The following is a 22,287-nucleotide window of genomic DNA, read 5'->3' as shown; positions in this document are numbered from 1 at the left end:
GCTCCCGCGCGGTCCCGCGTATGTGCTGGTCAGCGCTCTGCGGGGTTCAGAACCTGGCGGCGCCCAGATCGCGCGACACCGCGCGGGCGCAGTCCCGCACCGCGGCGATCAGCTCGGAGCGCAGCTCCCCGTCCCGGCCCAGCCGCTCCACGGCGCCGGCGATGCCGACCGCGCCCACGGGCATGCGCCGGCGGTCGTGGATGGGCGCGGCGACGGACGCGACGCCCTCCCAGGTCTCCTCCACGTCCGCGGCGTAACCCCGCGCGCGGGTGAGGTCCAGGACGTGCTCGAAGGCCGTCAGGTCGCACACCGTGCGGTCCGTGAACGCCTTGCGGTCGGACTCCAGGGCCTCGCTGTGCGCGACCGGGTCGTAGGCCGACAGGACCTTGCCCAGGGCCGTGGAGTGCAGCGGCTGCATGGCGCCGATCTCCAGCACCTGCCGGCTGTCGTCGGGCCGGAAGACGTGGTGCACGATCAGCACGCCCTGCTGGTGCAGCACCCCCAGGTAGACGCTCTCGCCGCTGGAGCGGGCCAGGTCGTCCGTCCACACCAGGGCACGCGCGCGCAGTTCGTGCACGTCGAGGTAGGTGGTGCCCAGGCGCAGCAGCTCGGCGCCCAGCTGGTAGCGCCCGGAGGCGTCGTCCTGCTCGACGAAGCCCTCCTGCTGGAGGGTGCGCAGGATGCCGTGGGCGGTGCCCTTGGCGAGACCCAGCGCCGAGGCGATGTCCGACAGGCCCAGCCGCCGCTCACCGCCCGCGAGAAGGCGCAGCATCGCGGCCGCCCGTTCGAGCGACTGGATGTTCCGTGCCATCGCCGTCCTGCCTCCGTCCCTTCGACCGTCGAGCCGCGACGTCGCCGCCGTCGTACGGCACACTCCACTGTTCGGCAATGCCGAACACTACCCGTCCGTGCCGACCTCCCGCCAATGGTCGGTCGGCAGTTGTTGTGCCCCTCGCCCCCCGGGGACGACCTGGACGCCACGCCGGGTCCGTCCCGTGGACGCCCCTGACCCTAGGCCCCCGGTCCCGGCTACGCTGGCCGCGTGCGCCCTCTCCGGGACCGTTTCGCGAGAGCGTCCGGGGAAGGCGCAAAGCCGACAGCCGTCGCATTCCAGGGAGTCCCTTACATGGCCTCGTCGCCGCAGTCCCCCGCCACCGACAGCCGGACCCGCGCGTCCGCCCTCCGTGAGGCACTCGCCACCCGTGTGGTGGTGGCCGACGGAGCGATGGGCACCATGCTCCAGGCGCAGGACCCCACGCTGGAGGACTTCCAGGACCTCGAAGGCTGCAACGAGGTCCTGAACGTCACCCGTCCGGACATCGTCCGCTCGGTGCACGCCGAGTACTTCGACGTCGGTGTCGACTGCGTCGAGACCAACACCTTCGGCGCGAACCTCTCCGCCCTCGGCGAGTACGACATCGCCGACCGGATCGTCGAGCTGTCCGAGGCCGGCGCACGCATCGCCCGCGAGACGGCCGACGACTACGCGCGGCGCACCGGACAGCAGCGCTGGGTGCTCGGCTCGATGGGCCCCGGCACCAAGCTGCCCACCCTCGGCCACACCACCTTCGCCGCGATCCGCGACGCCTACCAGCAGAACGCCGAGGGCCTGCTCGCGGGCGGTGCCGACGCGCTGCTCGTGGAGACCACCCAGGACCTGCTCCAGACCAAGGCATCGGTCGTCGCCGCCCGCCGCGCGATGGAGACGGCCGGGTACGACGTCCCGCTGATCGTCTCGGTGACCGTGGAGACCACCGGCACCATGCTGCTCGGCTCCGAGATCGGCGCCGCGCTGACCGCGCTGGAGCCCCTCGGCATCGACATGATCGGCCTGAACTGCGCGACCGGCCCGGCCGAGATGAGCGAGCACCTGCGCTTCCTCGCCCGGCACTCCCGCGTCCGGCTGTCGTGCATGCCGAACGCCGGCCTGCCCGTGCTCACCTCGTCCGGCGCCCACTACCCGCTGACCGCGCCGGAGCTGGCCGACGCCCAGGAGAACTTCGTCCGCGACTACGGCCTCTCCCTGGTCGGCGGCTGCTGCGGTACGACGCCGGAGCACCTGCGCCAGGTCGTCGAGCGGGTGCGCGACCTCGCCCCCGCCGAGCGCGACCCGCGCCCGGAGCCGGGCGCCGCGTCCCTCTACCAGTCGGTGCCGTTCCGCCAGGACACCTCGTACCTGGCCATCGGCGAGCGGACCAACGCCAACGGCTCGAAGAAGTTCCGCGAGGCCATGCTGGCCGCCCGCTGGGACGACTGCGTGGAGATGGCCCGCGAGCAGATCCGCGAGGGCGCCCACCTGCTCGACCTGTGCGTGGACTACGTCGGCCGCGACGGCGTCGCCGACATGGAGGAACTGGCCGGCCGCTTCGCCACCGCCTCCACCCTGCCGATCGTCCTGGACTCCACCGAGGTCGAGGTCATCCGGGCCGGCCTGGAGAAGCTCGGCGGCCGCGCGGTGATCAACTCCGTCAACTACGAGGACGGCGACGGCCCCGAGTCCCGCTTCGCCAAGGTCACCCGGCTGGCGCAGGAGCACGGCGCCGCGCTGATCGCCCTCACCATCGACGAGGAGGGCCAGGCCCGCACGGTCGAGAACAAGGTCGGGATCGCCGAACGGCTCATCGACGATCTGACCGGCAACTGGGGCATCCGAGAGGAGGACATCCTCATCGACTGCCTCACCTTCACGATCTGCACCGGCCAGGAGGAGTCCCGGGGGGACGGCGTCGCCACCATCGAGGCGATCCGCGAGCTGAAGCGCCGCCACCCCGCCGTGCAGACCACGCTGGGCCTGTCGAACATCTCCTTCGGACTCAACCCGGCCGCCCGCATTCTGCTCAACTCCGTCTTCCTCGACGAGTGCGTCAAGGCGGGCCTGGACTCGGCGATCGTGCACGCCTCGAAGATCCTGCCGATCGCCCGCTTCGACGACGAGCAGGTCACCACCGCCCTCGACCTGATCCACGACCGCCGCCGTGAGGGCTACGACCCGCTGCAGAAGCTGATGGCGCTGTTCGAGGGCGCCACGGCGAAGTCGCTGAAGGCGGGCAAGGCCGAGGAACTCGCCGCCCTGCCGCTGGAGGAGCGCCTGCGGCGGCGCATCGTCGACGGCGAGCGCAACGGTCTGGAGCAGGACCTCGACGAGGCCCTCCAGGACCGTCCCGCCCTGGACATCGTCAACGACACCCTCCTTGAGGGGATGAAGGTCGTCGGCGAGCTGTTCGGGTCCGGGCAGATGCAGCTGCCGTTCGTGCTCCAGTCCGCCGAGGTGATGAAGACCGCGGTGGCCCACCTGGAGCCGCACATGGAGAAGACCGACGACGACGGCAAGGGCACGATCGTGCTGGCCACCGTGCGCGGCGACGTCCACGACATCGGCAAGAACCTGGTCGACATCATCCTGTCCAACAACGGCTACAACGTCGTCAACCTGGGCATCAAGCAGCCGGTCTCCGCGATCCTGGAAGCCGCCGAGGAGCACCGGGCCGACGTCATCGGCATGTCCGGCCTCCTGGTCAAGTCCACGGTGATCATGAAGGAGAACCTGGAGGAGCTCAACGCCCGGGGCCTGGCGGCCAGCTACCCGGTCATCCTCGGCGGCGCCGCGCTCACCCGCGCCTACGTCGAGCAGGACCTGTACGAGATCTACGGGGGCGAGGTGCGCTACGCCCGCGACGCCTTCGAGGGGCTGCGCCTGATGGACGCCCTGATCGGCGTCAAGCGGGGTGTGCCGGGCGCGAAGCTGCCCGAGCTCAGGCAGCGCCGGGTGCGGGCGGCGGCCGTCGAGGTCGAGGAGCGCCCGGAGGAAGGCCATGTGCGCTCCGACGTCGCCGTCGACACCCCGATTCCGACGCCGCCGTTCTGGGGCACCCGGGTCATCAAGGGCATCCAGCTCAAGGAGTACGCGTCCTGGCTCGACGAGGGCGCGCTGTTCAAGGGCCAGTGGGGCCTGAAGCAGGCCCGTACCGGCGAGGGACCGTCGTACGAGGAACTGGTCGAGACCGAGGGCCGGCCGCGGCTGCGCGGGCTGCTGGACCGGCTCCAGACGGAGAACCTGCTGGAGGCGGCCGTCGTCTACGGCTACTTCCCGTGTGTCTCCAAGGACGACGACCTGATCATCCTCGACGACGCGGGCAACGAGCGCACCCGTTTCACCTTCCCGCGCCAGCGCCGCGGGCGCCGGCTGTGCCTGGCCGACTTCTTCCGCCCGGAGGAAGCCGGTGAGACGGATGTCGTCGGGCTCCAGGTCGTCACCGTCGGCTCGCGGATCGGCGAGGAGACCGCGCGACTGTTCGCATCGGACTCCTACCGTGACTACCTGGAACTGCACGGCCTGTCCGTGCAGTTGGCCGAGGCGCTCGCCGAGTACTGGCACGCGCGCGTGCGCGGCGAACTCGGCTACGCCGGCGAGGACCCGGCCGACATCGAGGACATGTTCGCGCTGAAGTACCGCGGGGCCCGCTTCTCGCTGGGCTACGGCGCCTGCCCCGACCTGGAGGACCGGGCGAAGATCGCCGGCCTGCTGGAGCCGGAGCGGATCGGCGTGCAGCTCTCGGAGGAGTTCCAGTTGCACCCCGAGCAGTCCACGGACGCCATCGTGATCCACCACCCGGAGGCGAAGTACTTCAACGCACGGTGACGCGGGACACGACGCCCCGTGACCCGCCACACCGCGCATTGATCCGATAAGTCGTACACTGGTCGGTCCACAGTGGGCCGGTTCCCCCTCCGGGAACCGGCCTGCTCGTCCCTCCAGGAGGTACGCCGGATGACGACGACCGTCCCCGCTATCGGCACCCGTACGGCCGAAGGCTCAGCGCTGCAGGCCGTGCTCCTCGACATGGACGGCACCCTGGTGGACACCGAGGGCTTCTGGTGGGAAGTCGAGCGCGAGGTCTTCGCCGGTCTCGGCCACGCCCTCGACGACGCCTGGCGCCATGTCGTGGTCGGGGGCCCGATGACCCGCAGCGCGGGCTTCCTGATCGAGGCGACCGGCGCCGACATCACCCTCGCCGAGCTCACCCTCCTGCTCAACCAGGGTTTCGAGGACCGCATCGACCGGGCACTGCCGCTGATGCCGGGAGCCGCCCGGCTGCTGGGCGAGCTGGCCCTGCACGAGATCCCGACGGCCCTGGTCTCGGCCTCCCACCGGCGCATCATCGACCGTGTCCTGGGCATCCTCGGGACCGAGTACTTCGCCCTGACGGTGGCCGGCGACGAGGTCGCGCGCACCAAGCCCCATCCGGACCCGTATCTGTTCGCCGCCGCCGGACTCGGCGTGGATCCGGCCAGATGCGCGGTCGTCGAGGACACCGTGACCGGCGTGGCCGCGGCCGAGGCGGCGGGCTGCCATGTGGTGGCCGTGCCCTCGGTGGCGCCGATCGCCCCCGCCCCGCGGCGCACGGTGGTGCGCTCGCTCGAAGAGGTCGACCTGGCGTTCCTGCGCGGCCTGCTGAACTGATGACGCAGGGGTGCGGGGCATTCACGCACCGCGAGCCCGGCTGCCGGCGAGGCGGGCGCGGGGGGATCCGCGCGGCTCGGATGGCTGAATTTCGATGGGCCCGCTCCCCGTTGGGGATGTGACGTTCCCCACGTCGGCAGGGGTCGACAGGGTGGCACGTATATGCAGCCCAGGCCCATAACGGGGCGCTTGCCCCGTCCTTGTGTCCCGATTCATGGAATGCTGCACGAATCCTTCCCCTGTCGGGTTTTCGGTGTGTCCACGCCCGGTTTCGCAGCGTGATGGACGCTCGGCTCCGCTGTCCGTGAGCTCTGTCATGAGGGCGCACTAATCTCGTCGCGAGAACCTCACCCCGCCCCCGTGATCGGCTGCGACACCCCTGTATGCCGGGTACACGGACCTGACAGCTGTGGAGAAACCCGAGCATGAACCGCAAGACGTTGGTGGTGCCGGCCGTGGTCGGACTGCTTGCCCCCGCGCTCGCCGCGTGCGGTGGGTCCGACGGCGGCAGTGACGGTGGTGGCTCGATCGTCGTGGGCACCACCGACCGGTTCATCGCGTCCAAGGACGCCCCCGCGCCGCTCGACCCGGCGTACGCGTACGACGTGGGCACCTGGAACGTGCTCCGTCAGACCGTGCAGACCCTGATGGTCCAGCCGCGCGGCGAGGGCGCCCCTGTTCCCGAGGCCGCCGAGAGCTGCGGGTTCACCGACACCGGCAACGAGCGCTACGCCTGCAAGCTGCGCGCCGACCTCAAGTTCTCCAACGGCGACCCCATCACCGCGGCCGATGTGAAGTTCTCCATCGACCGGGCCCTCGCCATCAAGGCGGACAGTGGTGTCTTCGCCCTGATGTCCACGGTCGACACCGTCGAGGCCAAGGGCGACCGAGAGGTCATCTTCCACCTCAAGACCGCCGACGCCACCTTCCCGTACAAGCTGTCGACCCCGGTCGCGGGCATCGTGAACCCCGACAACTACGAGAAGAACAAGCTGCGCGACGGCTTCCAGGTCGACGGCTCCGGCCCGTACACGCTGGAGGGCGAGGAGAAGGACGGCGAGCTGGTCAGGGCGGTGTTCGCCAAGAACCCGCACTACAAGGGCGCGCTGAAGGTGCAGAACAACGAGGTCGACATGGTCTCGTACGAGGACGCCGAGGCCATGGGCGCCGCCCTCGAGGCCGGTGACATCGACGTCATGACCCGCTCCATGACGCCGGAGCAGATCAACAAGCTGTCGGTCGCCGACGGCGATGTCGACCTGGTCGAGATGCCCGGCCTGGAGATCCGCTACCTGGCCTTCAACACCGAGACCCCCACGGTCAAGACCAAGGCCGTGCGCCAGGCCATGGCACAGCTCCTCAACCGCGACGAACTCGTCTCCGCGGTCTACGGCTCCCAGGCCGAGCCGCTGTACTCGCTCGTCCCGGCCTCCATCACCGGCCACTCCAACGCCTTCTTCAACAAGTACGGCGACCCGAGCGTCGCCAAGGCCAAGGGCCTGCTCGAGGAAGCCGGCGTCAGCACCCCGGTGAAGCTGACCCTGCACTACACGACCGACCACTACGGCGCCGCCACCAAGAAGGAGTTCGAGGAGCTGCGCAGGCAGCTCAACGGAAGCCGCCTGTTCCAGGTCGGGATCGAGGGCACCCCCTGGGACACCTTCGTGCCGGCCCAACGCAACGGCGAGTACGACGTCTTCGGGATGGGCTGGTTCCCCGACTTCCCGGACGCCGACAGCTACGTCGCCCCGTTCCTCGACAAGGACAACTTCCTCAAGTCGCCGTACGCGAACAACGAGATCCGCGGCACCCTGATCCCGGACTCCCGGCGCGAGGCCGACCGGCTGGCCGCCGCCGACAGTCTGAACCGGATCCAGGACATCGTTGCCGAGGACGTACCCCTGCTGCCGCTGTGGCAGGGCAAGCAGTACGTGGCGGCCCGTGACGACGTCACCGGCGTCGCCTACGCCCTCAACTCCTCCGCCACCCTGCAGCTGTGGGAGCTCGGCCGTGGTGTGAGCGGCTGACCCACCCGGGCACGACGGGTACCGGAAGGCGGCCCGGAGCACTTCGAGAACGACGTAAGGCACGCACGTGAAGAGACGTAACCAGTGGGCCCTGCCGATCGCGGCCGGTCTCGCCTCCGGTCTGCTGACCGGATGCGGTTCCGAATCCGGTGACTCCGGGGAGAACGGCTCCAACGTGGTCGTCGGGATGTCGGACGACGTCCTCGCCACCGACCCGGCCTCTGGTTACGACCCGGGCTCCTGGCTGTTGTTCAACAACGTCTTCCAGTCCCTGCTCAGCTTCCCCAAGGGCGGCACCGAGCCGGAGCCGGAGCTGGCCCGGTCGTGCAACTTCACGGACAGTTCGACGAAGGTCTACAAGTGCACCCTGAAGGAGGGCCTGAAGTTCAGCAACGGTGACCCGCTCACCGCGAAGGACGTCAAGTTCTCCTTCGACCGCATGCTGAAGGTCGACGACGAGGCCGGCCCGGCCATCATGTTCCCGATGCTCGACGAGGTCGAGACGCCGAACGGGACGACCGTCGTCTTCCACCTGAAGGTCGCCGACGCCACCTTCCCGAGCAAGATCGCCTCGGGCGCGGGCTCCATCGTCAACCACCGCGAGTACGACGCCGGCACACTGCGCACGGACGGCGAGGCCGTCGGTTCCGGCCCGTACAAGCTCGACTCGTTCACCGAGAACGAGGCCGTCTTCTCGGTCAACGAGAACTACCAGGGCACCGCCGAGGTGCAGAACGCCGGCGTCACCCTGAAGTTCTTCCACGGCGACCGCGTCGCGCTGAAGAACGCCCTGCGGTCCAAGGAAGTCGACATCGCCTACCGAGGGCTGAGCGCGACCGACATCGCCGACGTCGAGCAGGCCGACTCCGACTCCGGCCTCAAGCTCATCGAGGGCAGCAGCGCCGAGGTCCAGCACCTGGTCTTCAACATGGAGGACCCGGTCGCCGGAAAGCTCGGCGTCCGCCGGGCCATCGCCCACCTGATCGACCGCGACGCCCTCATCGAGGACGTCTACCAGGGCACCGCGAGCCCGCTGTACTCGATCATCCCGGCCGGTATCGCGGGCCACAACACGGCCTTCTTCGACACCTACGGCGCCCGGCCATCCAAGGCCGAGGCCGAGGCCGCGCTGCGGGCCGAGGGCATCACCGACAAGGTGAAGATCACCCTGTGGTCCACGCCGTCCCGCTACGGCCCCGCCACCGACGAGGAGCTGCGGACGATCGCGGCCCAGCTGAACGCCAGCGGCCTGTTCGCCGCGGACGTCAAGTCCGTCGCGTTCGACCAGTACGAACAGGACATCGCGAACGGCAAGTACGGCGTCTACGTCAAGGGCTGGGTGCCCGACTACCCGGACGCCGACAACTTCACCGCCCCGTTCTTCGGCGAGGGCAACGTGCTGGAGAACAACTACAGCAACGACACGATCACCGGCACGCTCATCCCGCGCACGGCCGCGCAGAGCGACCGCGCGGCCACCGAGGACGAGTACGGCCGGCTGCAGGACATGGTCGCCGAGGACGTCCCGCTGCTGCCGGTCTGGCAGGCCAAGCAGTACGCGGTCGTCCGCGAGGAGGTCTACGGCCTGGAGTACTGCCTCGACGCCTCGACGGTCTTCCGCTTCTGGGAGATCAGCAAGGGCTGAGGCCCGCCCGCACCGACGCCGAGGGCGCCCGCCTCCCCTGGGAGGCGGGCGCCCTCGGCGTCGCGTTCGGTGTGTCCGGTCCCGTCACTGCGCGCCGGGACGCACCAGACCGCTCTCGTAGGCGTACACCGCGGCCTGCACCCGGTCGCGCAGCCCCAGCTTGGTGAGGACATGGCCCACATGCGTCTTGACCGTGGTCTCACTGACGAACAGATCTGCGGCGATCTCGGCGTTCGACAGTCCGCGCGCGACCAGCTTCAGCACCTCGACCTCGCGCTCGGTCAGCGTGCCCAGGGTGTTCGGCACCGGCTCCTCACCCGACGGCAGATGCGTGGCGTACTTGTCGAGCAGCCGGCGCGTGATGCTCGGAGCGAGCATCGCCTCGCCCCCCGCGACGACCCGGATCGCCTGCACCAACTCGTTGGCCGGCGCGTCCTTCAGCAGGAAGCCGCTGGCCCCGGCCCGCAACGCCTCCACCACGTACTCGTCGAGGTCGAAGGTGGTCAGCACCAGCACCTTCGCCGGGCCGTCCCGGCCGGGGCCGGTGATCTGCCGGGTCGCCTCCACGCCGTCCATCCGCGGCATACGGATGTCCATCAGCACCACGTCGGGCTGCAGCGCCCGCACCTGGTCGAGCGCCTGAAGGCCGTCTCCGGCCTCACCGACGACCGCGATGTCCTGTTCGGCCTCCAGGATCATCCGGAAGCCCGTACGCAGCAGCGGCTGGTCGTCGACCAGTAGGACGCGGATGGCCACGTGAGTCTCCTTCGCTAGTCCGGGCCCATTCTGCCCTGCTCCACCGCGGGCGATTCAGGCGCCCTCGCCGGGGCGGGCAGGACGTCGCCGACCGCGGCCGGGCGTACCCGCAGGGGGTAGGGCGGGGGAGTGCCGCCGAACTCCGGGCAGTGGGCCTGGTGGTCGCACCAGCCGCACAACTTGGTCGGGCGGGGCCGCCAGTCGCCCGTCTCGGTGGCCTCGCGGATCGCCGCCCACAACGCCAGCAGCTTGCGCTCCACCCGCTCCAGGTCGGCGCGGACCGGGTCGTACGTCAGGACGTCACCGCTGCCGAGATAGACGAGCTGGAGCCGGCGCGGGATCACGTCCTTCAGGCGCCAGACGACCAGCGCGTAGAACTTCATCTGGAACAGGGCACCCTCGGCGTACTCGGGCCGCGGTGCCTTGCCCGTCTTGTAGTCGACGATACGGACCTCGCCCGTCGGCGCCACGTCGACCCGGTCGATGATGCCGCGCAGCCGCAGCCCCGACTCCAGCTCCGTCTCGACGAACAGCTCCCGCTCGGCGGGTTCCAGACGCGTCGGGTCCTCCAGCGTGAACCAGCGCTCGACGAGCTGCTCCGCCTCCGTCAGCCAGCCGGCCAGCCGCACCCCCTCCGGGTCGTCGGCGAACAGCTCCTCGACCTCCGGCCTGGTCTCACGCAGCCGCTGCCACTGGCCCGGGACGAGCGCCCTGGCGCGCGGCGGGGTGCGCTCCGCCGCCGGGGCGTCGAAGAGACGCTCCAGGACCGAGTGGACCAGGGTGCCCCGCGTCGCCGCCGCGCTGGGCTTCTCGGGCAGCCGGTCGATCACCCGGAACCGGTACAGCAGCGGGCACTGCATGAAGTCGCCCGCACGCGAGGGGGAGAGCGAGGAGGGCGCCATGGCGAGCGGCGCCGTGGCCGCGGCATCGCTCCCGGCCGCCGTCGCCGCCTCGTTCCCCGTCGTAGGCTCGACCGTGACGGACGGATCGGAATCCGCCGCCTCGGCCCTCCCGCCGCCTGGTGGCCGCTGCCCCGCGCCCTCGGTGCTGGTGTCCATGACCACAGACCATACGGCCCGCCACCGACAGTGACCCCGCCACGGGTCATGGCGGGGCGACGACCGGGAAAACAGAGGGGGTGCCGGGGCGGAACGCGCCCCGACGGACGCATACCATCGACCAGAGACCCTTCCGCCCGGCAGGCGCGGAAGACGCTGCGAACGAGGGGACACCGTGGACGAGAGCGGCGGGAGCGGGCAGCCGCGGCCGGGCACCGACGAGTCGCGCCGGCACCAGCCAGACCCAACGACCCCGGCCACCGACTCCACACCTTCGGACCCGACCGCGCCCGAGTCGTCGGCCACCGGCCCGGACCCCGTCGGCGAAGCCCACGAAGTCCGCGCCGGCGACGACCACACGAACCGGCCGGACGAGAACCGCCCGCCGCTCTCCCGCGCCGACGAGCACCACGACTCCACGAAGCCCCCCGGTGAGCCGCACGACCACCCCGGCGCCGCCGACGCCCGCCCGGGCCACCGCACCCTCGCCCACTCCGCCCCCGGAGCAGCCACCCCTGGAAACGGCGCCACCCCTCCGCGCGCACCGGAGCCGCGCGGCGGACTGCTGATGGGACGCCCCTTCGGGGTGCCGGTGTACGTGGCGCCCAGCTGGTTCCTGGTGGCCGCCCTCATCACCTGGGTGTTCGGCGGGCAGCTGGAGCGCGTCCTGCCCGAACTGGGCGCCGCCCGCTATCTGGTCTCCCTCTTCTTCGCCGTCGCCTTCTACGCCTCCGTGCTCGTACACGAACTGGCCCACACCGTCGCGGCCCTGCGCTACAAGCTGCCGGTGCGGCGCATCCAGCTCCAGTTCTTCGGCGGGGTCTCGGAGATCGAGAAGGAGGCCGAGACACCGGGCCGCGAGTTCGTCCTCGCGTTCGTCGGCCCCCTGCTCTCCCTCGTGCTGGCCGGCCTCTTCTACCTCGCCCTGCAGCCCGTCGAGCCCGGCACGGTCCCCGGCGTCCTGCTGGCCGGACTCATGATCTCCAACCTCATCGTGGCCGCGTTCAACCTCCTGCCCGGCCTCCCCCTCGACGGCGGCCGTATGCTCCGCGCAGTCGTCTGGAAGATCACCGGCAAGCCGATGACCGGCACCGTCGCGGCCGCCTGGGTCGGCCGCGCCCTCGCCGTCTCCGTCCTGATCGGCCTCCCGCTGCTCACCCAGTCCGGCGCCCTCGGCCGCGACGCCGTCGACAACGTCGGCATGGACACGGTCCTGGACGCCCTGCTGGCCGCCATCCTCGCCGCGATCATCTGGACCGGCGCCGGCAACAGCCTGCGCGTCGCCCGGCTGCGCGAACACCTCCCCGAACTGCGTGCCCGAGCCCTCACCCGGCGCGCGGTGCCGGTCCAGAGCGACACCCCCCTCTCGGAGGGCCTGCGGCGCGCCAACGCCGCCGGCGCCCGCGCCCTGGTCGTGGTCGACGCCGACGGCAACCCCCTCTCGCTGGTCCGCGAGGCCGCCATCGTCGGCGTGCCCGAACACCGCCGCCCCTGGGTCGCCGTGAGCGGCCTCGCCCAGGACATCACCGACGGCATGCGGGTCTCCGCCGAACTGGCCGGCGAGGACCTCCTGGAGGTGCTCCGGGCCACCCCCGCCACCGAGTACCTGGTGGTCGAGGACAGCGGCGAGATCTACGGCGTGCTCTCCGCCGCGGACGTCGAGCGGGCCTTCGTCAAGGCCATGGCCAGGCCCTCCTAGTGGTCGGCGGCCCCCGCAATCGCCGGTAGGCTGTTCACATGTCCGAACCGACCGGTGCCGCCCGCAGGCGCGGGCCCTTCAAGGTCGGGGACCAGGTTCAGCTGACCGACCCCAAGGGCCGCCACTACACGTTCACGCTCGAGGCCGGGAAGAACTTCCACACCCACAAGGGTTCCTTCCCCCACGACGAGCTGATCGGCGCTCCCGAGGGCAGCGTTGTCCGCACCACCGGAAACGTCGCCTACCTCGCGCTGCGCCCCCTGCTCCCCGACTACGTCCTGTCCATGCCCCGAGGGGCGGCCGTCGTCTATCCCAAGGACGCGGGGCAGATCCTCTCCTTCGCCGACATCTTCCCCGGCGCGCGCGTCGTGGAGGCCGGCGTCGGCTCGGGGTCGCTCAGCAGCTTCCTGCTGCGGGCCATCGGCGACCAGGGGATGCTGCACAGCTACGAGCGCCGCGAGGACTTCGCCGAGATCGCCCAGGCCAACGTGGAGCGCTACTTCGGCGGCCCGCACCCGGCCTGGCAGCTCACCGTCGGCGACCTCCAGGACAACCTCTCGGACACCGACGTCGACCGCGTCATCCTCGACATGCTCGCCCCGTGGGAGTGCCTGGAGGCCGTCTCCAAGGCGCTCGTGCCCGGCGGCATCCTGTGCTGCTACGTCGCGACCACCACCCAGCTCGCCCGGACCGTCGAGTCCATCCGTGAGATCGGCTGCTTCAACGAGCCGACCTCCTGGGAGACCATGATCCGCAACTGGCACGTGGAGGGCCTCGCCGTCCGCCCGGACCACCGGATGATCGGCCACACCGGCTTCCTCCTCACCGCCCGTCGCCTCGCCGACGGCGTCGAGCCGCCCATGCGCCGCCGCCGTCCCGCCAAGGGCGCCTACGGCGAGGACTACTCCGGCCCCAACGCCGACGGAGGCATGGACCGCTGAGGCGGCCCCGTGCCGCGTACAACGTGACGACGCCGTGGCCGAGTTCCCGCAGACCGAGGGGAACGCGGCCACGGCGCCGTCACGTTGACGTACCGGCAGCCCCCCGCCTCGCACGGTCCGACCCCCGCCGTTCCGCAACGCTGTGACGTGTGGCACCATGCTGGCCACCCCACCGGTACAGCCCTCACAGGAGACACTCCTAGTGCAGCAACCCGCCGTTCCGGAACTGGCGCACACGCACACCCGGCCCATCCACTGGGTCGCCACCGCGACCGCCGTCGCCGGTGTCGTCGCCCTGTCCTCCCTGCTGCCGCCGGACTCGGCGACCGCCGCCCAGAAGCCGGGCCGCCCCGCCCGGCCGGCCGCCGCGCCGCCCGCCACACAGGGCGTCGCCTTCCCCCTCGAATGCGGCCCCGTGGAGGCCGTGGTGGAGAAGAAGGCGTCCGGGGACCTCGACGGCGACGGACGGCCGGAAACCGTCGCCGTGGTGCACTGCGACGCGGGCATCAGCACTCCCCCCGACGGCGTGTACGTCCTCACCCAGGGCGAGGGCACTCCCCGCCCCCGCGTGGTGGCCACCCTCGTCGACCCCAAGGACAGGTCCACCGTCAGCGATGTCGCCGTCCGGGAGGGAGCCGTGCTCGCGACGCTGCTCGGATACTCCTCCTCCGACGTCCCGACCTGCTGTCCGGACGTGGAGGAGGACGCGAAGTGGCAGTGGAGCAACGGTGCGTTCGTCCGCTCGTCACCCGCCGGTGCCCGGAGCGTCTGAAGCACGCAACCCGGGTGTGTGAGAAATCAGACAGTCATGACGGGACGTAAGGATTCGGTCACTCAGCGTCCGGGCCGTAGATCTCGACCCTGTCCGAAACCCGTCGCACATGGATGCAGTCGCCCGGGCACTCCTTCGCCGAGTCGACCACATCCGTCAGGAGCGGCAGCGGTACGGGCGTTGTGGCACCCCGGTCCTGCAACAGCTCGTCGTCGGCGCCCTTCACGTAGGCCAGACCGTCGATGTCCAGCTCGAACACCTCGGGCGCGTACTGGACGCAGATGCCGTCGCCGGTGCAGAGATCCTGATCGATCCAGACCTCGAGTGCCTCGCCGTCGACTCCGGCCTCCTGCTGCACGGTCACCTCTCCTGTCGTCGGCCCGCCCGGCCGTACGGGAATCCGGCCAGCTCTGACGGGTGTTGAACGCTTCGACCCTACCTTCGCTCGCTTCCGTATCCCGTTCGCTGGGTATTCCCCTGGCGTGAGGGAGAGCGCAAGGGTGAAGATCGGACACACCCCGACGTCTTTGTGATCTAGGGGTTTCAATCGACACCCACCCAGGTAGGGTCTGGAAGCGTCCAGCTCCCCTTGGAGGAGGTGAGGACCGTGGCAGCCCACGACGACGACATGAACCGCGGCATCCGCCCGGGACGCGGGTCCGACGACCCGGCCGGGCAGATTGCCTACCTTGAGCAGGAGATCGCCGTCCTGCGACGCAAGCTCGCCGACTCTCCGCGGCACACGAGGATTCTCGAGGAGCGGATCGTCGAGCTGCAGACCAACCTGGCCGGCGTGTCCGCGCAGAACGAGCGACTCGCCAACACGCTCCGTGAGGCGCGCGACCAGATCGTGGCCCTCAAGGAGGAGGTCGACCGGCTCGCCCAGCCGCCGGCCGGCTTCGGTGTCTTCCTGCAGGCCAACGAGGACGCCACCGCCGACATCTTCACGGGAGGCCGCAAGCTCCGCGTGAACGTCAGCCCCAGCGTCGAACTCGAGGACCTGCGGCGCGGCCAGGAAGTCATGCTCAACGAGGCGCTCAACGTGGTCGAGGCCATGGAGTACGAGCGCGTCGGAGACATCGTCACCCTCAAGGAGATCCTCGAGGACGGCGAGCGCGCCCTGGTACTCGGGCACACCGACGAGGAACGGGTGGTACGGCTCGCCGAGCCCCTGCTGGACGTCACCATCCGGCCCGGCGACGCCCTGCTCCTCGAACCCCGCTCCGGCTACGTCTACGAGATCGTTCCCAAGAGCGAGGTCGAGGAACTCGTCCTCGAAGAGGTCCCCGACATCGGCTACGAGCAGATCGGCGGCCTCGGCGGCCAGATCGAGGCCATCCGCGACGCGGTCGAGCTGCCGTACCTCTACCCGGACCTGTTCAAGGAGCACGAACTGCGCCCGCCCAAGGGTGTGCTGCTCTACGGTCCTCCCGGATGCGGCAAGACGCTCATCGCCAAGGCCGTCGCCAACTCGCTGGCCAAGAAGGTCGCCGAGGTCACCGGCCAGGCCGCCGGCAAGAGCTTCTTCCTGAACATCAAGGGTCCCGAGCTGCTGAACAAGTACGTCGGTGAGACGGAGCGGCAGATCCGCCTCGTCTTCCAGCGGGCCCGGGAGAAGGCCAGCGAGGGCACCCCCGTCATCGTCTTCTTCGACGAGATGGAGTCCCTCTTCCGCACCCGCGGCTCCGGTGTCAGCTCGGACGTGGAGAACACCATCGTCCCGCAGCTGCTCGCCGAGATCGACGGTGTGGAGGGCCTGCAGAACGTGGTCGTGATCGGTGCCTCCAACCGCGAGGACATGATCGACCCCGCCATCCTGCGCCCCGGCCGGCTCGACGTGAAGATCAAGATCGAGCGTCCGGACGCCGAGGCGGCGAAGGACATCTTCGGCAAGTACCTCACCGAGCGCCTTCCGCTGCACGCCGACGACGTCGGCGAGCACGGTTCCGACAGGTCCATGACGGTCCAGAGCATGATCCAGGCCGCGGTGGAACACATGTACGCCGAATCCGAGCAGAACCGCTTCCTCGAGGTGACCTACGCCAACGGCGACAAGGAAGTCCTCTACTTCAAGGACTTCAATTCCGGCGCCATGATCGAGAACATCGTCGGCCGGGCCAAGAAAATGGCGATCAAGGACTTCCTGGAGCACAACCAGAAGGGCCTGCGCGTCTCCCACCTCCTCCAGGCCTGCGTGGACGAGTTCAAGGAGAACGAGGACCTGCCCAACACCACCAACCCGGACGACTGGGCCCGGATCTCCGGCAAGAAGGGCGAACGGATCGTGTACATCCGTACGCTCATCACCGGAAAGCAGGGCGCGGACACCGGACGCTCCATCGACACGGTGGCGAACACCGGTCAGTACCTGTAAAAGGCAGGGCGGCTGCGGGTGCCCTCAGCGGGTACCCGCAGCCGACTGTTTTGCGGGCCACGACCGGCGCACAGCAATGACGCAAATGATCTCCCCACCAGCGCAAAGGCGTTCTAGGCTCTTCCGTACCGCCGGATCGCGCAGTGCGGAGACGGGCACCGCACACGCAACCGAGCGCCGGTGGTATCTGAGCGGCGTCCACGACCGAGGGCACCGCCGGGCAAGGAGGGCCGCATGACCGTACGGCGAGTAATGGGCATCGAGACCGAGTACGGGATCTCCGTCCCCGGCCACCCCAACGCCAATGCCATGCTCACCTCGTCCCAGATCGTCAACGCCTACGCGGCGGCGATGCACCGGGCCCGCCGGGCCCGCTGGGACTTCGAGGAGGAGAATCCGCTGCGCGACGCACGGGGCTTCGACCTCGCCCGTGAGACCGCCGACTCCAGCCAGCTCACCGACGAGGACATCGGCCTCGCCAACGTCATCCTGACCAACGGCGCCCGGCTCTACGTCGACCACGCCCACCCCGAGTACAGCGCTCCCGAGGTGACCAACCCCCGCGACGCCGTGCTCTGGGACAAGGCCGGAGAGCGGATCATGGCGGAGGCCGCCGAGCGGGCCGCCCAACTGCCCGGGGCCCAGCCGATCCACCTCTACAAGAACAACACCGACAACAAGGGCGCCTCCTACGGCACGCACGAGAACTACCTGATGAAGCGGGAGACCCCCTTCTCGGACATCGTGCGCCATCTGACGCCGTTCTTCGTCTCCCGCCAGGTCTTCGCCGGAGCGGGCCGCGTCGGCATCGGCCAGGACGGGCACGAGCACGGCTTCCAGCTGAGCCAGCGCGCGGACTACTTCGAGGTCGAGGTAGGCCTGGAGACGACCCTGAAGCGCCCGATCATCAACACCCGCGACGAGCCGCACGCCGACGCCGAGAAGTACCGCCGGCTGCACGTCATCATCGGCGACGCGAACCTGTCGGAGATCTCGACGTACCTCAAGCTGGGCACCACGGCCCTGGTGCTGTCCATGATCGAGGACGGCTTCATCGCCGTCGACCTCGCCGTCGACCAGCCCGTACGCACCCTGCACCAGGTCTCGCACGACCCCTCGCTCAAGCGTCTCGTCACGCTCCGCAGCGGCCGGACGCTGACCGCGGTCCAGCTGCAGATGGAGTACTACGAACTGTCCCGCAAGTACGTCGAGGAGCGCTTCGGGGCCGACGCGGACGAGCAGACCAAGGACGTGCTGCAGCGCTGGGAGGACACCCTCAACCGGCTGGAGCACGATCCGATGAGTCTGTCGGGCGAGCTGGACTGGGTGGCCAAGCGGGAGCTCATGGAGGGCTACCGGCGCCGTGACGGCCTCGACTGGGACGCCGCCCGGCTGCACCTGGTCGACCTCCAGTACGCGGACGTACGCCCCGACAAGGGCCTCTACAACCGTCTGGTCTCGCGCGGCCGGATCAAGCGGCTGCTGGCCGAGGAGGACGTGGAGCGGGCGAAGTCGAAGCCGCCGGAGGACACCCGCGCATACTTCCGCGGCCGCTGCCTGGAGCAGTACGCCGACGACGTGGCCGCGGCCTCCTGGGACTCGGTGATCTTCGACCTGCCGGGGCGGGACTCCCTGCAGCGCGTTCCAACCCTGGAACCGCTTCGCGGAACGCGTAATCACGTCAAGGCGCTCCTGGACCGCTGCCGGACCGCGGAAGACCTGGTCAAGGTCCTGAGCGGCGGCTGAGCGGGTACTCGGGCGCGGTCCGGGCGTGCGGGGTGGAAATCCCGGCGCCCGGGAATCATCGAGGTGGCCCTCGCGCGTTGCGGAAACTGCGGGGCCGTTGTCAGACCCGGCTTGTAGGGTCTGATCATGACCGATCGGCAGCGATGCCGAACATTCGGGCGAACCGAGCGGGGTGAGGGTTATGGCGACCAAGGACACCGGCGGCGGACAGCAGAAGGCGACGCGTTCCACCGAGGAGGTCGAGGAGCAGGCGACAGAGGCACAGGGCTCTGAGGACCTCAAGGAGCGGCACGAGAAGCTGAGCGACGACGTGGACTCGGTGCTGGACGAGATCGACGACGTACTCGAGGAGAACGCAGAGGACTTCGTGCGCTCATTCGTGCAAAAAGGGGGAGAGTGAAGGTCGTCGGGGCGCTTATTCCTTCGAAATGAAGATTCTGGGGGGAGTGGGCGTGGCTGGCGGGCCGAGCGTGAAGGAGTGCAGGAAATGCAGGCGCGACCTGCCTCTCGCTTCGTTCGCGCGGGACAGGAATCGGCGTGACGGACTCCAGGTGCAGTGCCGGGAGTGCGTGGCGGAGTACAGCGCCGCGCACTACCGGCGCCGCCGGGAAGCGCTCGGCAAGCCGGTCCGCGAGAGGGTGGATGTTCCGCCCGATCACAAGCTCTGCCGGACATGCGGGGAGGTGAAGCCGCACAGTGAGTGGCATCGCAACGCGACCGCGTCCGACGGGTTGTCGACTCGCTGCAAGGCGTGTCGAGCCGCCGAGGGCAGAGTGGGCCATCTCAAGCGCCAGTACGGCATGACGGAAGCTGAGCGTGAGGAGATCGTCGCCTCTCAGATGGGTCTGTGCGTGATCTGCCTGAAGGCTCCGGCCGCTCACGTGGATCACTGCCACAACACGGGTAGGGTCCGTGGCGTACTGTGCTTCAACTGCAATTCGGCCATCGGCAAGTTGGGTGACGATCCTGACGCCGTCCGCCGGGCCGCCGCTTATCTGGAAGGAAACGCGTGGAAGCCAACACTCGTAGCACCGGGCGTCTACCAGCTGCCTTCCTGACGCCTGGATCCTCCTCCTTCATGGACTTCCTGTCCGAGCATCAGCCGGAGATCCTGCCCGGCAACCGGCAACTGCCTCCGACGCAGGGTGTGATCGAGGCGCCGCACGGCACCACGATCGTGGCCGTGACGTTCCCGGGCGGTGTCGTGCTCGCGGGTGACCGCCGGGCCACCATGGGCAACGTCATCGCGCAGCGCGACATCGAGAAGGTCTTCCCGGCGGACGAGTACTCGGCCGTCGGTATCGCCGGCACCGCCGGTCTGGCCGTCGAGATGGTCAAGCTCTTCCAGTTGGAGCTGGAGCACTTCGAGAAGGTCGAGGGTGCTCAGCTGTCCCTGGAGGGCAAGGCGAACCGGCTGTCGACCATGATCCGTTCCAACCTCGGCATGGCCATGCAGGGCCTGGCCGTGGTGCCGCTCTTCGCCGGCTTCGACGTGGACCGCGGCAAGGGCCGCATCTTCTCCTACGACGTGACGGGCGGCCGCTCCGAGGAGCACGGTTACGCGGCCACGGGCTCCGGTTCGATCTTCGCGCGGGGCGCCATGAAGAAGCTCTACCGTGACGGCCTCACCGAGGACCAGGCCACGACCCTCGTGGTGCAGGCCCTCTACGACGCGGCAGACGACGACTCGGCGACCGGTGGTCCCGATGTCGCCCGCCGGATCTACCCGATCGTCACCGTGATCACCGAGGACGGCTTCCGGCGGCTCACCGAGGACGAGGGCTCCGCCATCGCCCGCTCGATCCTGGAGCGCCGTATGGAGCAGCCCGACGGTCCGCGGGCCGCGCTGCTGTAGCCGGCGGGCGTTGTTGTCCGAGGGTGGTCCAGTGACTTCGACAGAAAGGGACGGATAACCGGTGTCGACGCCGTTCTATGTCTCACCTCAGCAGGCCATGGCCGACCGGGCGGAGTACGCCCGCAAGGGCATCGCCAGGGGCCGCAGCCTGGTCGTGCTGCAGTACGCCGACGGCATCGTCTTCGTCGGCGAGAACCCGTCCCGTGCGCTGCACAAGTTCAGCGAGATCTATGACCGGATCGGTTTCGCCGCGGCCGGCAAGTACAACGAGTATGAGAACCTGCGCATCGGCGGTGTCCGTTACGCCGATCTGCGGGGCTACACGTACGACCGTGACGATGTGACGGCGCGCGGTCTCGCGAACGTCTACGCGCAGACACTGGGCACGATCTTCTCCAGCGCGGCCGAGAAGCCGTACGAGGTGGAGCTGGTCGTCGCCGAGGTCGGTGAGACGCCGGAGGGCGACCAGATCTACCGGCTGCCGCACGACGGCTCGATCGTGGACGAGCACGGCTCGGTCGCGGTGGGCGGCAACGCCGAGCAGATCAGCGGTTATCTGGACCAGCGCCACCAGGACGGTATGACGCTCGCCGAGGCGTTGAAGCTGGCCGTGCAGGCGCTGTCCCGTGACACCAACGGCAGTCAGCGGGACATTCCCGCGGAGCGGCTGGAGGTGGCGGTGCTGGACCGGACGCGTCCGCAGAAGCGCAAGTTCCGGCGGATCACCGGGCGTCAGCTGGACCGGCTGCTGGACGGCGCCGGCGCGTCGTCGGCCGCGGAGGCCGAGGACGAGGCGGGCGAGGACGAGTAGTTCGCGGAGGCCGCTTCGGCGGCTCTCCTGTTCGGGTGCCCCGGCCGTCGACGGTCGGGGCATCCGGCGTTCAGGGCCTCGGTGGCGGGGCGGTGGAGCCCCGTAGGACCAGTTCGACGGGGATGTCCCCGCTCTCGGGTTCCCGGTCGTCCAGGACGGCCAGCAGGGCTCGCATGCCTCGTTCGCCGAACAGTTCGGCGTCGAGGCGTACGGTCGTCAGTTCGGGGTCGATCGCGGTGGCCAGGGCGAGGTCGTCGATGCCGGTGACGGAGATGTCGTCCGGGACCCGCAGGCCCAGCCGCCGGACGGCTTTGTAGACGCCGGCCGCCAGCTTGTCGTCGTCGCAGACGACCGCCGTGGCCGGATGGCTCCTGAGCGCGGGCTCGGCGGCCTCCAGGGCGTCGTCGATGGAGATGGGTGCGCGGGCCGTGTGCAGGGTCGTCCCGGGGACGGCTGCCACTCGTGTGCCGAGTTCCCGGGCGCGGACCTCGAAGGTCCAGGACGGAACGTCGGCCGCGAGGTGCAGGAAGTGACGGTGGCCGAGGCCCAGGAGGTGGTCGGTGACCTGGCGGACGCCGTCGGCGATGTCGAGGTTGACGGTGGCCGCGCCGAGACTGCCGGCGGGGTCGCTGTCGAGCATCACCAGGGGCAGCTGGTCGCCACGGATGGCGGTGAGGGCGTCGGCGGCCATGGAGGAGGCGATGACGCCGTCCAGGGCGGCCTGGGCGGACGCGAAGGGGTCACGCGCGGGGCCGACGCCCTGGGTGGGGTAGAGCACCACGCCGAAGCCGTGCTCGGCGGCGACGCGGGCGGCCCCGGTGTAGACGCCGGCGAAGAACTCGGTGGTGAGGGCGGGGACGACCAGCAGGACGGTGCGGGTGTGGCCGAGACGCAGATTGCGGGCGGCGAGGTTGGGGCGGTAGCCGAGTTCACGAGCGGCCTCCCGGACCCGCTCGGCGGTGGCCTCGGAGACGCGGCCGCGCCATTTCTCGCCGAGCACGAGCGAGACGGCGGCCTGTGAGACCCCGGCGGCCTCGGCGACGTCCCGGCTGGTGGGGCGGGTGCCGGCTCGTGCCACTCGGCCTGCTCCTTCGTAGCGTGGGGTCCGGGCGTCGCCTGGACGGGTGAACAGCGCACATGGT

18 protein-coding genes are annotated in these 22,287 nt (G+C 69.9%); 13 read left to right on the top strand and 5 right to left on the bottom strand.

Going from position 1 to position 22,287, the window contains the following annotated elements:
- Positions 1-46: 46 nt before the first annotated feature.
- The gene (locus ACWCPM_RS08365; RefSeq protein ID WP_450975337.1) at positions 47-811 is read right to left on the bottom strand and encodes an IclR family transcriptional regulator; all 765 of its coding nucleotides are present in this window, start codon (positions 809-811) and stop codon (positions 47-49) included.
- A 315-nt stretch (positions 812-1,126) separates the two neighbouring features.
- Here ACWCPM_RS08365 and metH point away from each other — a divergent pair, with 315 nt between their 5' ends.
- The 4 genes from metH to ACWCPM_RS08345 all read left to right on the top strand — a co-directional run bounded on the left by metH (position 1,127) and on the right by ACWCPM_RS08345 (position 9,133).
- A complete protein-coding gene (gene metH / locus ACWCPM_RS08360; RefSeq protein WP_450975336.1) occupies positions 1,127-4,639 on the top strand; it encodes a methionine synthase in 3,513 nt (1,170 codons plus the stop codon).
- Between the two features lie 129 nt (positions 4,640-4,768).
- The gene (locus ACWCPM_RS08355; protein WP_450975335.1) at positions 4,769-5,461 is read left to right on the top strand and encodes an HAD family hydrolase; all 693 of its coding nucleotides are present in this window, start codon (positions 4,769-4,771) and stop codon (positions 5,459-5,461) included.
- 425 nt (positions 5,462-5,886) lie between these two features.
- Positions 5,887-7,488, top strand: a complete 1,602-nt coding sequence (locus tag ACWCPM_RS08350; RefSeq protein ID WP_450975334.1) for an ABC transporter substrate-binding protein — start codon at positions 5,887-5,889, stop codon at positions 7,486-7,488.
- 67 nt (positions 7,489-7,555) lie between these two features.
- Positions 7,556-9,133: an ABC transporter substrate-binding protein gene (locus ACWCPM_RS08345; RefSeq protein ID WP_450975333.1), complete on the top strand. Its 1,578-nt coding sequence runs from the start codon at positions 7,556-7,558 to the stop codon at positions 9,131-9,133.
- An 84-nt stretch (positions 9,134-9,217) separates the two neighbouring features.
- Here ACWCPM_RS08345 and ACWCPM_RS08340 read toward each other — a convergent pair whose 3' ends face one another.
- Positions 9,218-9,889, bottom strand: coding sequence for a response regulator (locus ACWCPM_RS08340; RefSeq protein WP_450975332.1), 672 nt, complete (start codon positions 9,887-9,889; stop codon positions 9,218-9,220).
- Between the two features lie 14 nt (positions 9,890-9,903).
- Positions 9,904-10,947 carry a RecB family exonuclease gene (locus tag ACWCPM_RS08335; protein WP_450975331.1) on the bottom strand — a complete coding sequence of 348 codons (1,044 nt, stop codon included), beginning with the start codon at positions 10,945-10,947 and terminating at the stop codon, positions 9,904-9,906.
- Positions 10,948-11,122: 175 nt separating this feature from the next.
- On the opposite strand from ACWCPM_RS08335, the gene ACWCPM_RS08330 reads away from it, so the two are divergent.
- From ACWCPM_RS08330 to ACWCPM_RS08320, 3 genes are all read left to right on the top strand, one after another.
- Complete coding sequence (locus ACWCPM_RS08330; protein ID WP_450975330.1) at positions 11,123-12,646, top strand: site-2 protease family protein; 1,524 nt, start codon at positions 11,123-11,125, stop codon at positions 12,644-12,646.
- A gap of 38 nt (positions 12,647-12,684) precedes the next feature.
- The gene (locus ACWCPM_RS08325; protein WP_450975329.1) at positions 12,685-13,587 is read left to right on the top strand and encodes a tRNA (adenine-N1)-methyltransferase; all 903 of its coding nucleotides are present in this window, start codon (positions 12,685-12,687) and stop codon (positions 13,585-13,587) included.
- A 202-nt stretch (positions 13,588-13,789) separates the two neighbouring features.
- Positions 13,790-14,359 (top strand): hypothetical protein, encoded by a 570-nt coding sequence (locus ACWCPM_RS08320; RefSeq protein WP_450975328.1) that lies wholly within the window; start codon positions 13,790-13,792, stop codon positions 14,357-14,359.
- 58 nt (positions 14,360-14,417) lie between these two features.
- Here ACWCPM_RS08320 and ACWCPM_RS08315 read toward each other — a convergent pair whose 3' ends face one another.
- Positions 14,418-14,723, bottom strand: a complete 306-nt coding sequence (locus ACWCPM_RS08315; RefSeq protein WP_450975327.1) for a ferredoxin — start codon at positions 14,721-14,723, stop codon at positions 14,418-14,420.
- Between the two features lie 243 nt (positions 14,724-14,966).
- Here ACWCPM_RS08315 and arc point away from each other — a divergent pair, with 243 nt between their 5' ends.
- The 6 genes from arc (at position 14,967) to prcA (ending at position 21,145) form a co-directional block, all read left to right on the top strand.
- A complete protein-coding gene (arc, locus tag ACWCPM_RS08310) occupies positions 14,967-16,733 on the top strand; it encodes a proteasome ATPase (protein WP_450975326.1) in 1,767 nt (588 codons plus the stop codon).
- Between the two features lie 234 nt (positions 16,734-16,967).
- Positions 16,968-18,479: a depupylase/deamidase Dop gene (gene dop, locus ACWCPM_RS08305; protein WP_450975325.1), complete on the top strand. Its 1,512-nt coding sequence runs from the start codon at positions 16,968-16,970 to the stop codon at positions 18,477-18,479.
- 181 nt (positions 18,480-18,660) lie between these two features.
- The gene (locus ACWCPM_RS08300) at positions 18,661-18,879 is read left to right on the top strand and encodes a ubiquitin-like protein Pup (protein WP_133913474.1); all 219 of its coding nucleotides are present in this window, start codon (positions 18,661-18,663) and stop codon (positions 18,877-18,879) included.
- 28 nt (positions 18,880-18,907) lie between these two features.
- On the top strand, positions 18,908-19,537 hold the full coding sequence (locus ACWCPM_RS08295; RefSeq protein WP_450975324.1) for an endonuclease VII domain-containing protein: 630 nt from the start codon (positions 18,908-18,910) through the stop codon (positions 19,535-19,537).
- Complete coding sequence (prcB, locus tag ACWCPM_RS08290; RefSeq protein ID WP_450975323.1) at positions 19,489-20,334, top strand: proteasome subunit beta; 846 nt, start codon at positions 19,489-19,491, stop codon at positions 20,332-20,334. The genes ACWCPM_RS08295 and prcB overlap by 49 nt, the downstream gene beginning before the upstream one ends.
- A gap of 61 nt (positions 20,335-20,395) precedes the next feature.
- Positions 20,396-21,145, top strand: a complete 750-nt coding sequence (gene prcA, locus ACWCPM_RS08285; protein ID WP_450975322.1) for a proteasome subunit alpha — start codon at positions 20,396-20,398, stop codon at positions 21,143-21,145.
- 70 nt (positions 21,146-21,215) lie between these two features.
- Here prcA and ACWCPM_RS08280 read toward each other — a convergent pair whose 3' ends face one another.
- Entirely contained in the window at positions 21,216-22,223 is a 1,008-nt protein-coding gene (locus ACWCPM_RS08280) for a LacI family DNA-binding transcriptional regulator (protein WP_450975321.1), read from the bottom strand.
- Positions 22,224-22,287: the final 64 nt, after the last annotated feature.

This window comes from Streptomyces sp. NPDC002309, assembly GCF_053593375.1.
Note: the sequence above shows the minus strand (reverse complement) of the source record. Positions and strands in the feature narration are given on the sequence as shown.

Excerpts from the sequence above, each read along its gene's own strand:
- ACWCPM_RS08365 (WP_450975337.1), bottom strand. The coding sequence starts at position 811 with ATGGCACGGAACATCCAGTCGCTCGAACGGGCGGCCGCGATGCTGCGC.
- metH (WP_450975336.1), top strand. The coding sequence starts at position 1,127 with ATGGCCTCGTCGCCGCAGTCCCCCGCCACCGACAGCCGGACCCGCGCG.
- ACWCPM_RS08355 (WP_450975335.1), top strand. The coding sequence starts at position 4,769 with ATGACGACGACCGTCCCCGCTATCGGCACCCGTACGGCCGAAGGCTCA.
- ACWCPM_RS08350 (WP_450975334.1), top strand. The coding sequence starts at position 5,887 with ATGAACCGCAAGACGTTGGTGGTGCCGGCCGTGGTCGGACTGCTTGCC.
- ACWCPM_RS08335 (WP_450975331.1), bottom strand. The coding sequence starts at position 10,947 with ATGGACACCAGCACCGAGGGCGCGGGGCAGCGGCCACCAGGCGGCGGG.
- ACWCPM_RS08325 (WP_450975329.1), top strand. The coding sequence starts at position 12,685 with ATGTCCGAACCGACCGGTGCCGCCCGCAGGCGCGGGCCCTTCAAGGTC.
- dop (WP_450975325.1), top strand. The coding sequence starts at position 16,968 with ATGACCGTACGGCGAGTAATGGGCATCGAGACCGAGTACGGGATCTCC.
- ACWCPM_RS08300 (WP_133913474.1), top strand. The coding sequence starts at position 18,661 with ATGGCGACCAAGGACACCGGCGGCGGACAGCAGAAGGCGACGCGTTCC.
- ACWCPM_RS08295 (WP_450975324.1), top strand. The coding sequence starts at position 18,908 with ATGAAGATTCTGGGGGGAGTGGGCGTGGCTGGCGGGCCGAGCGTGAAG.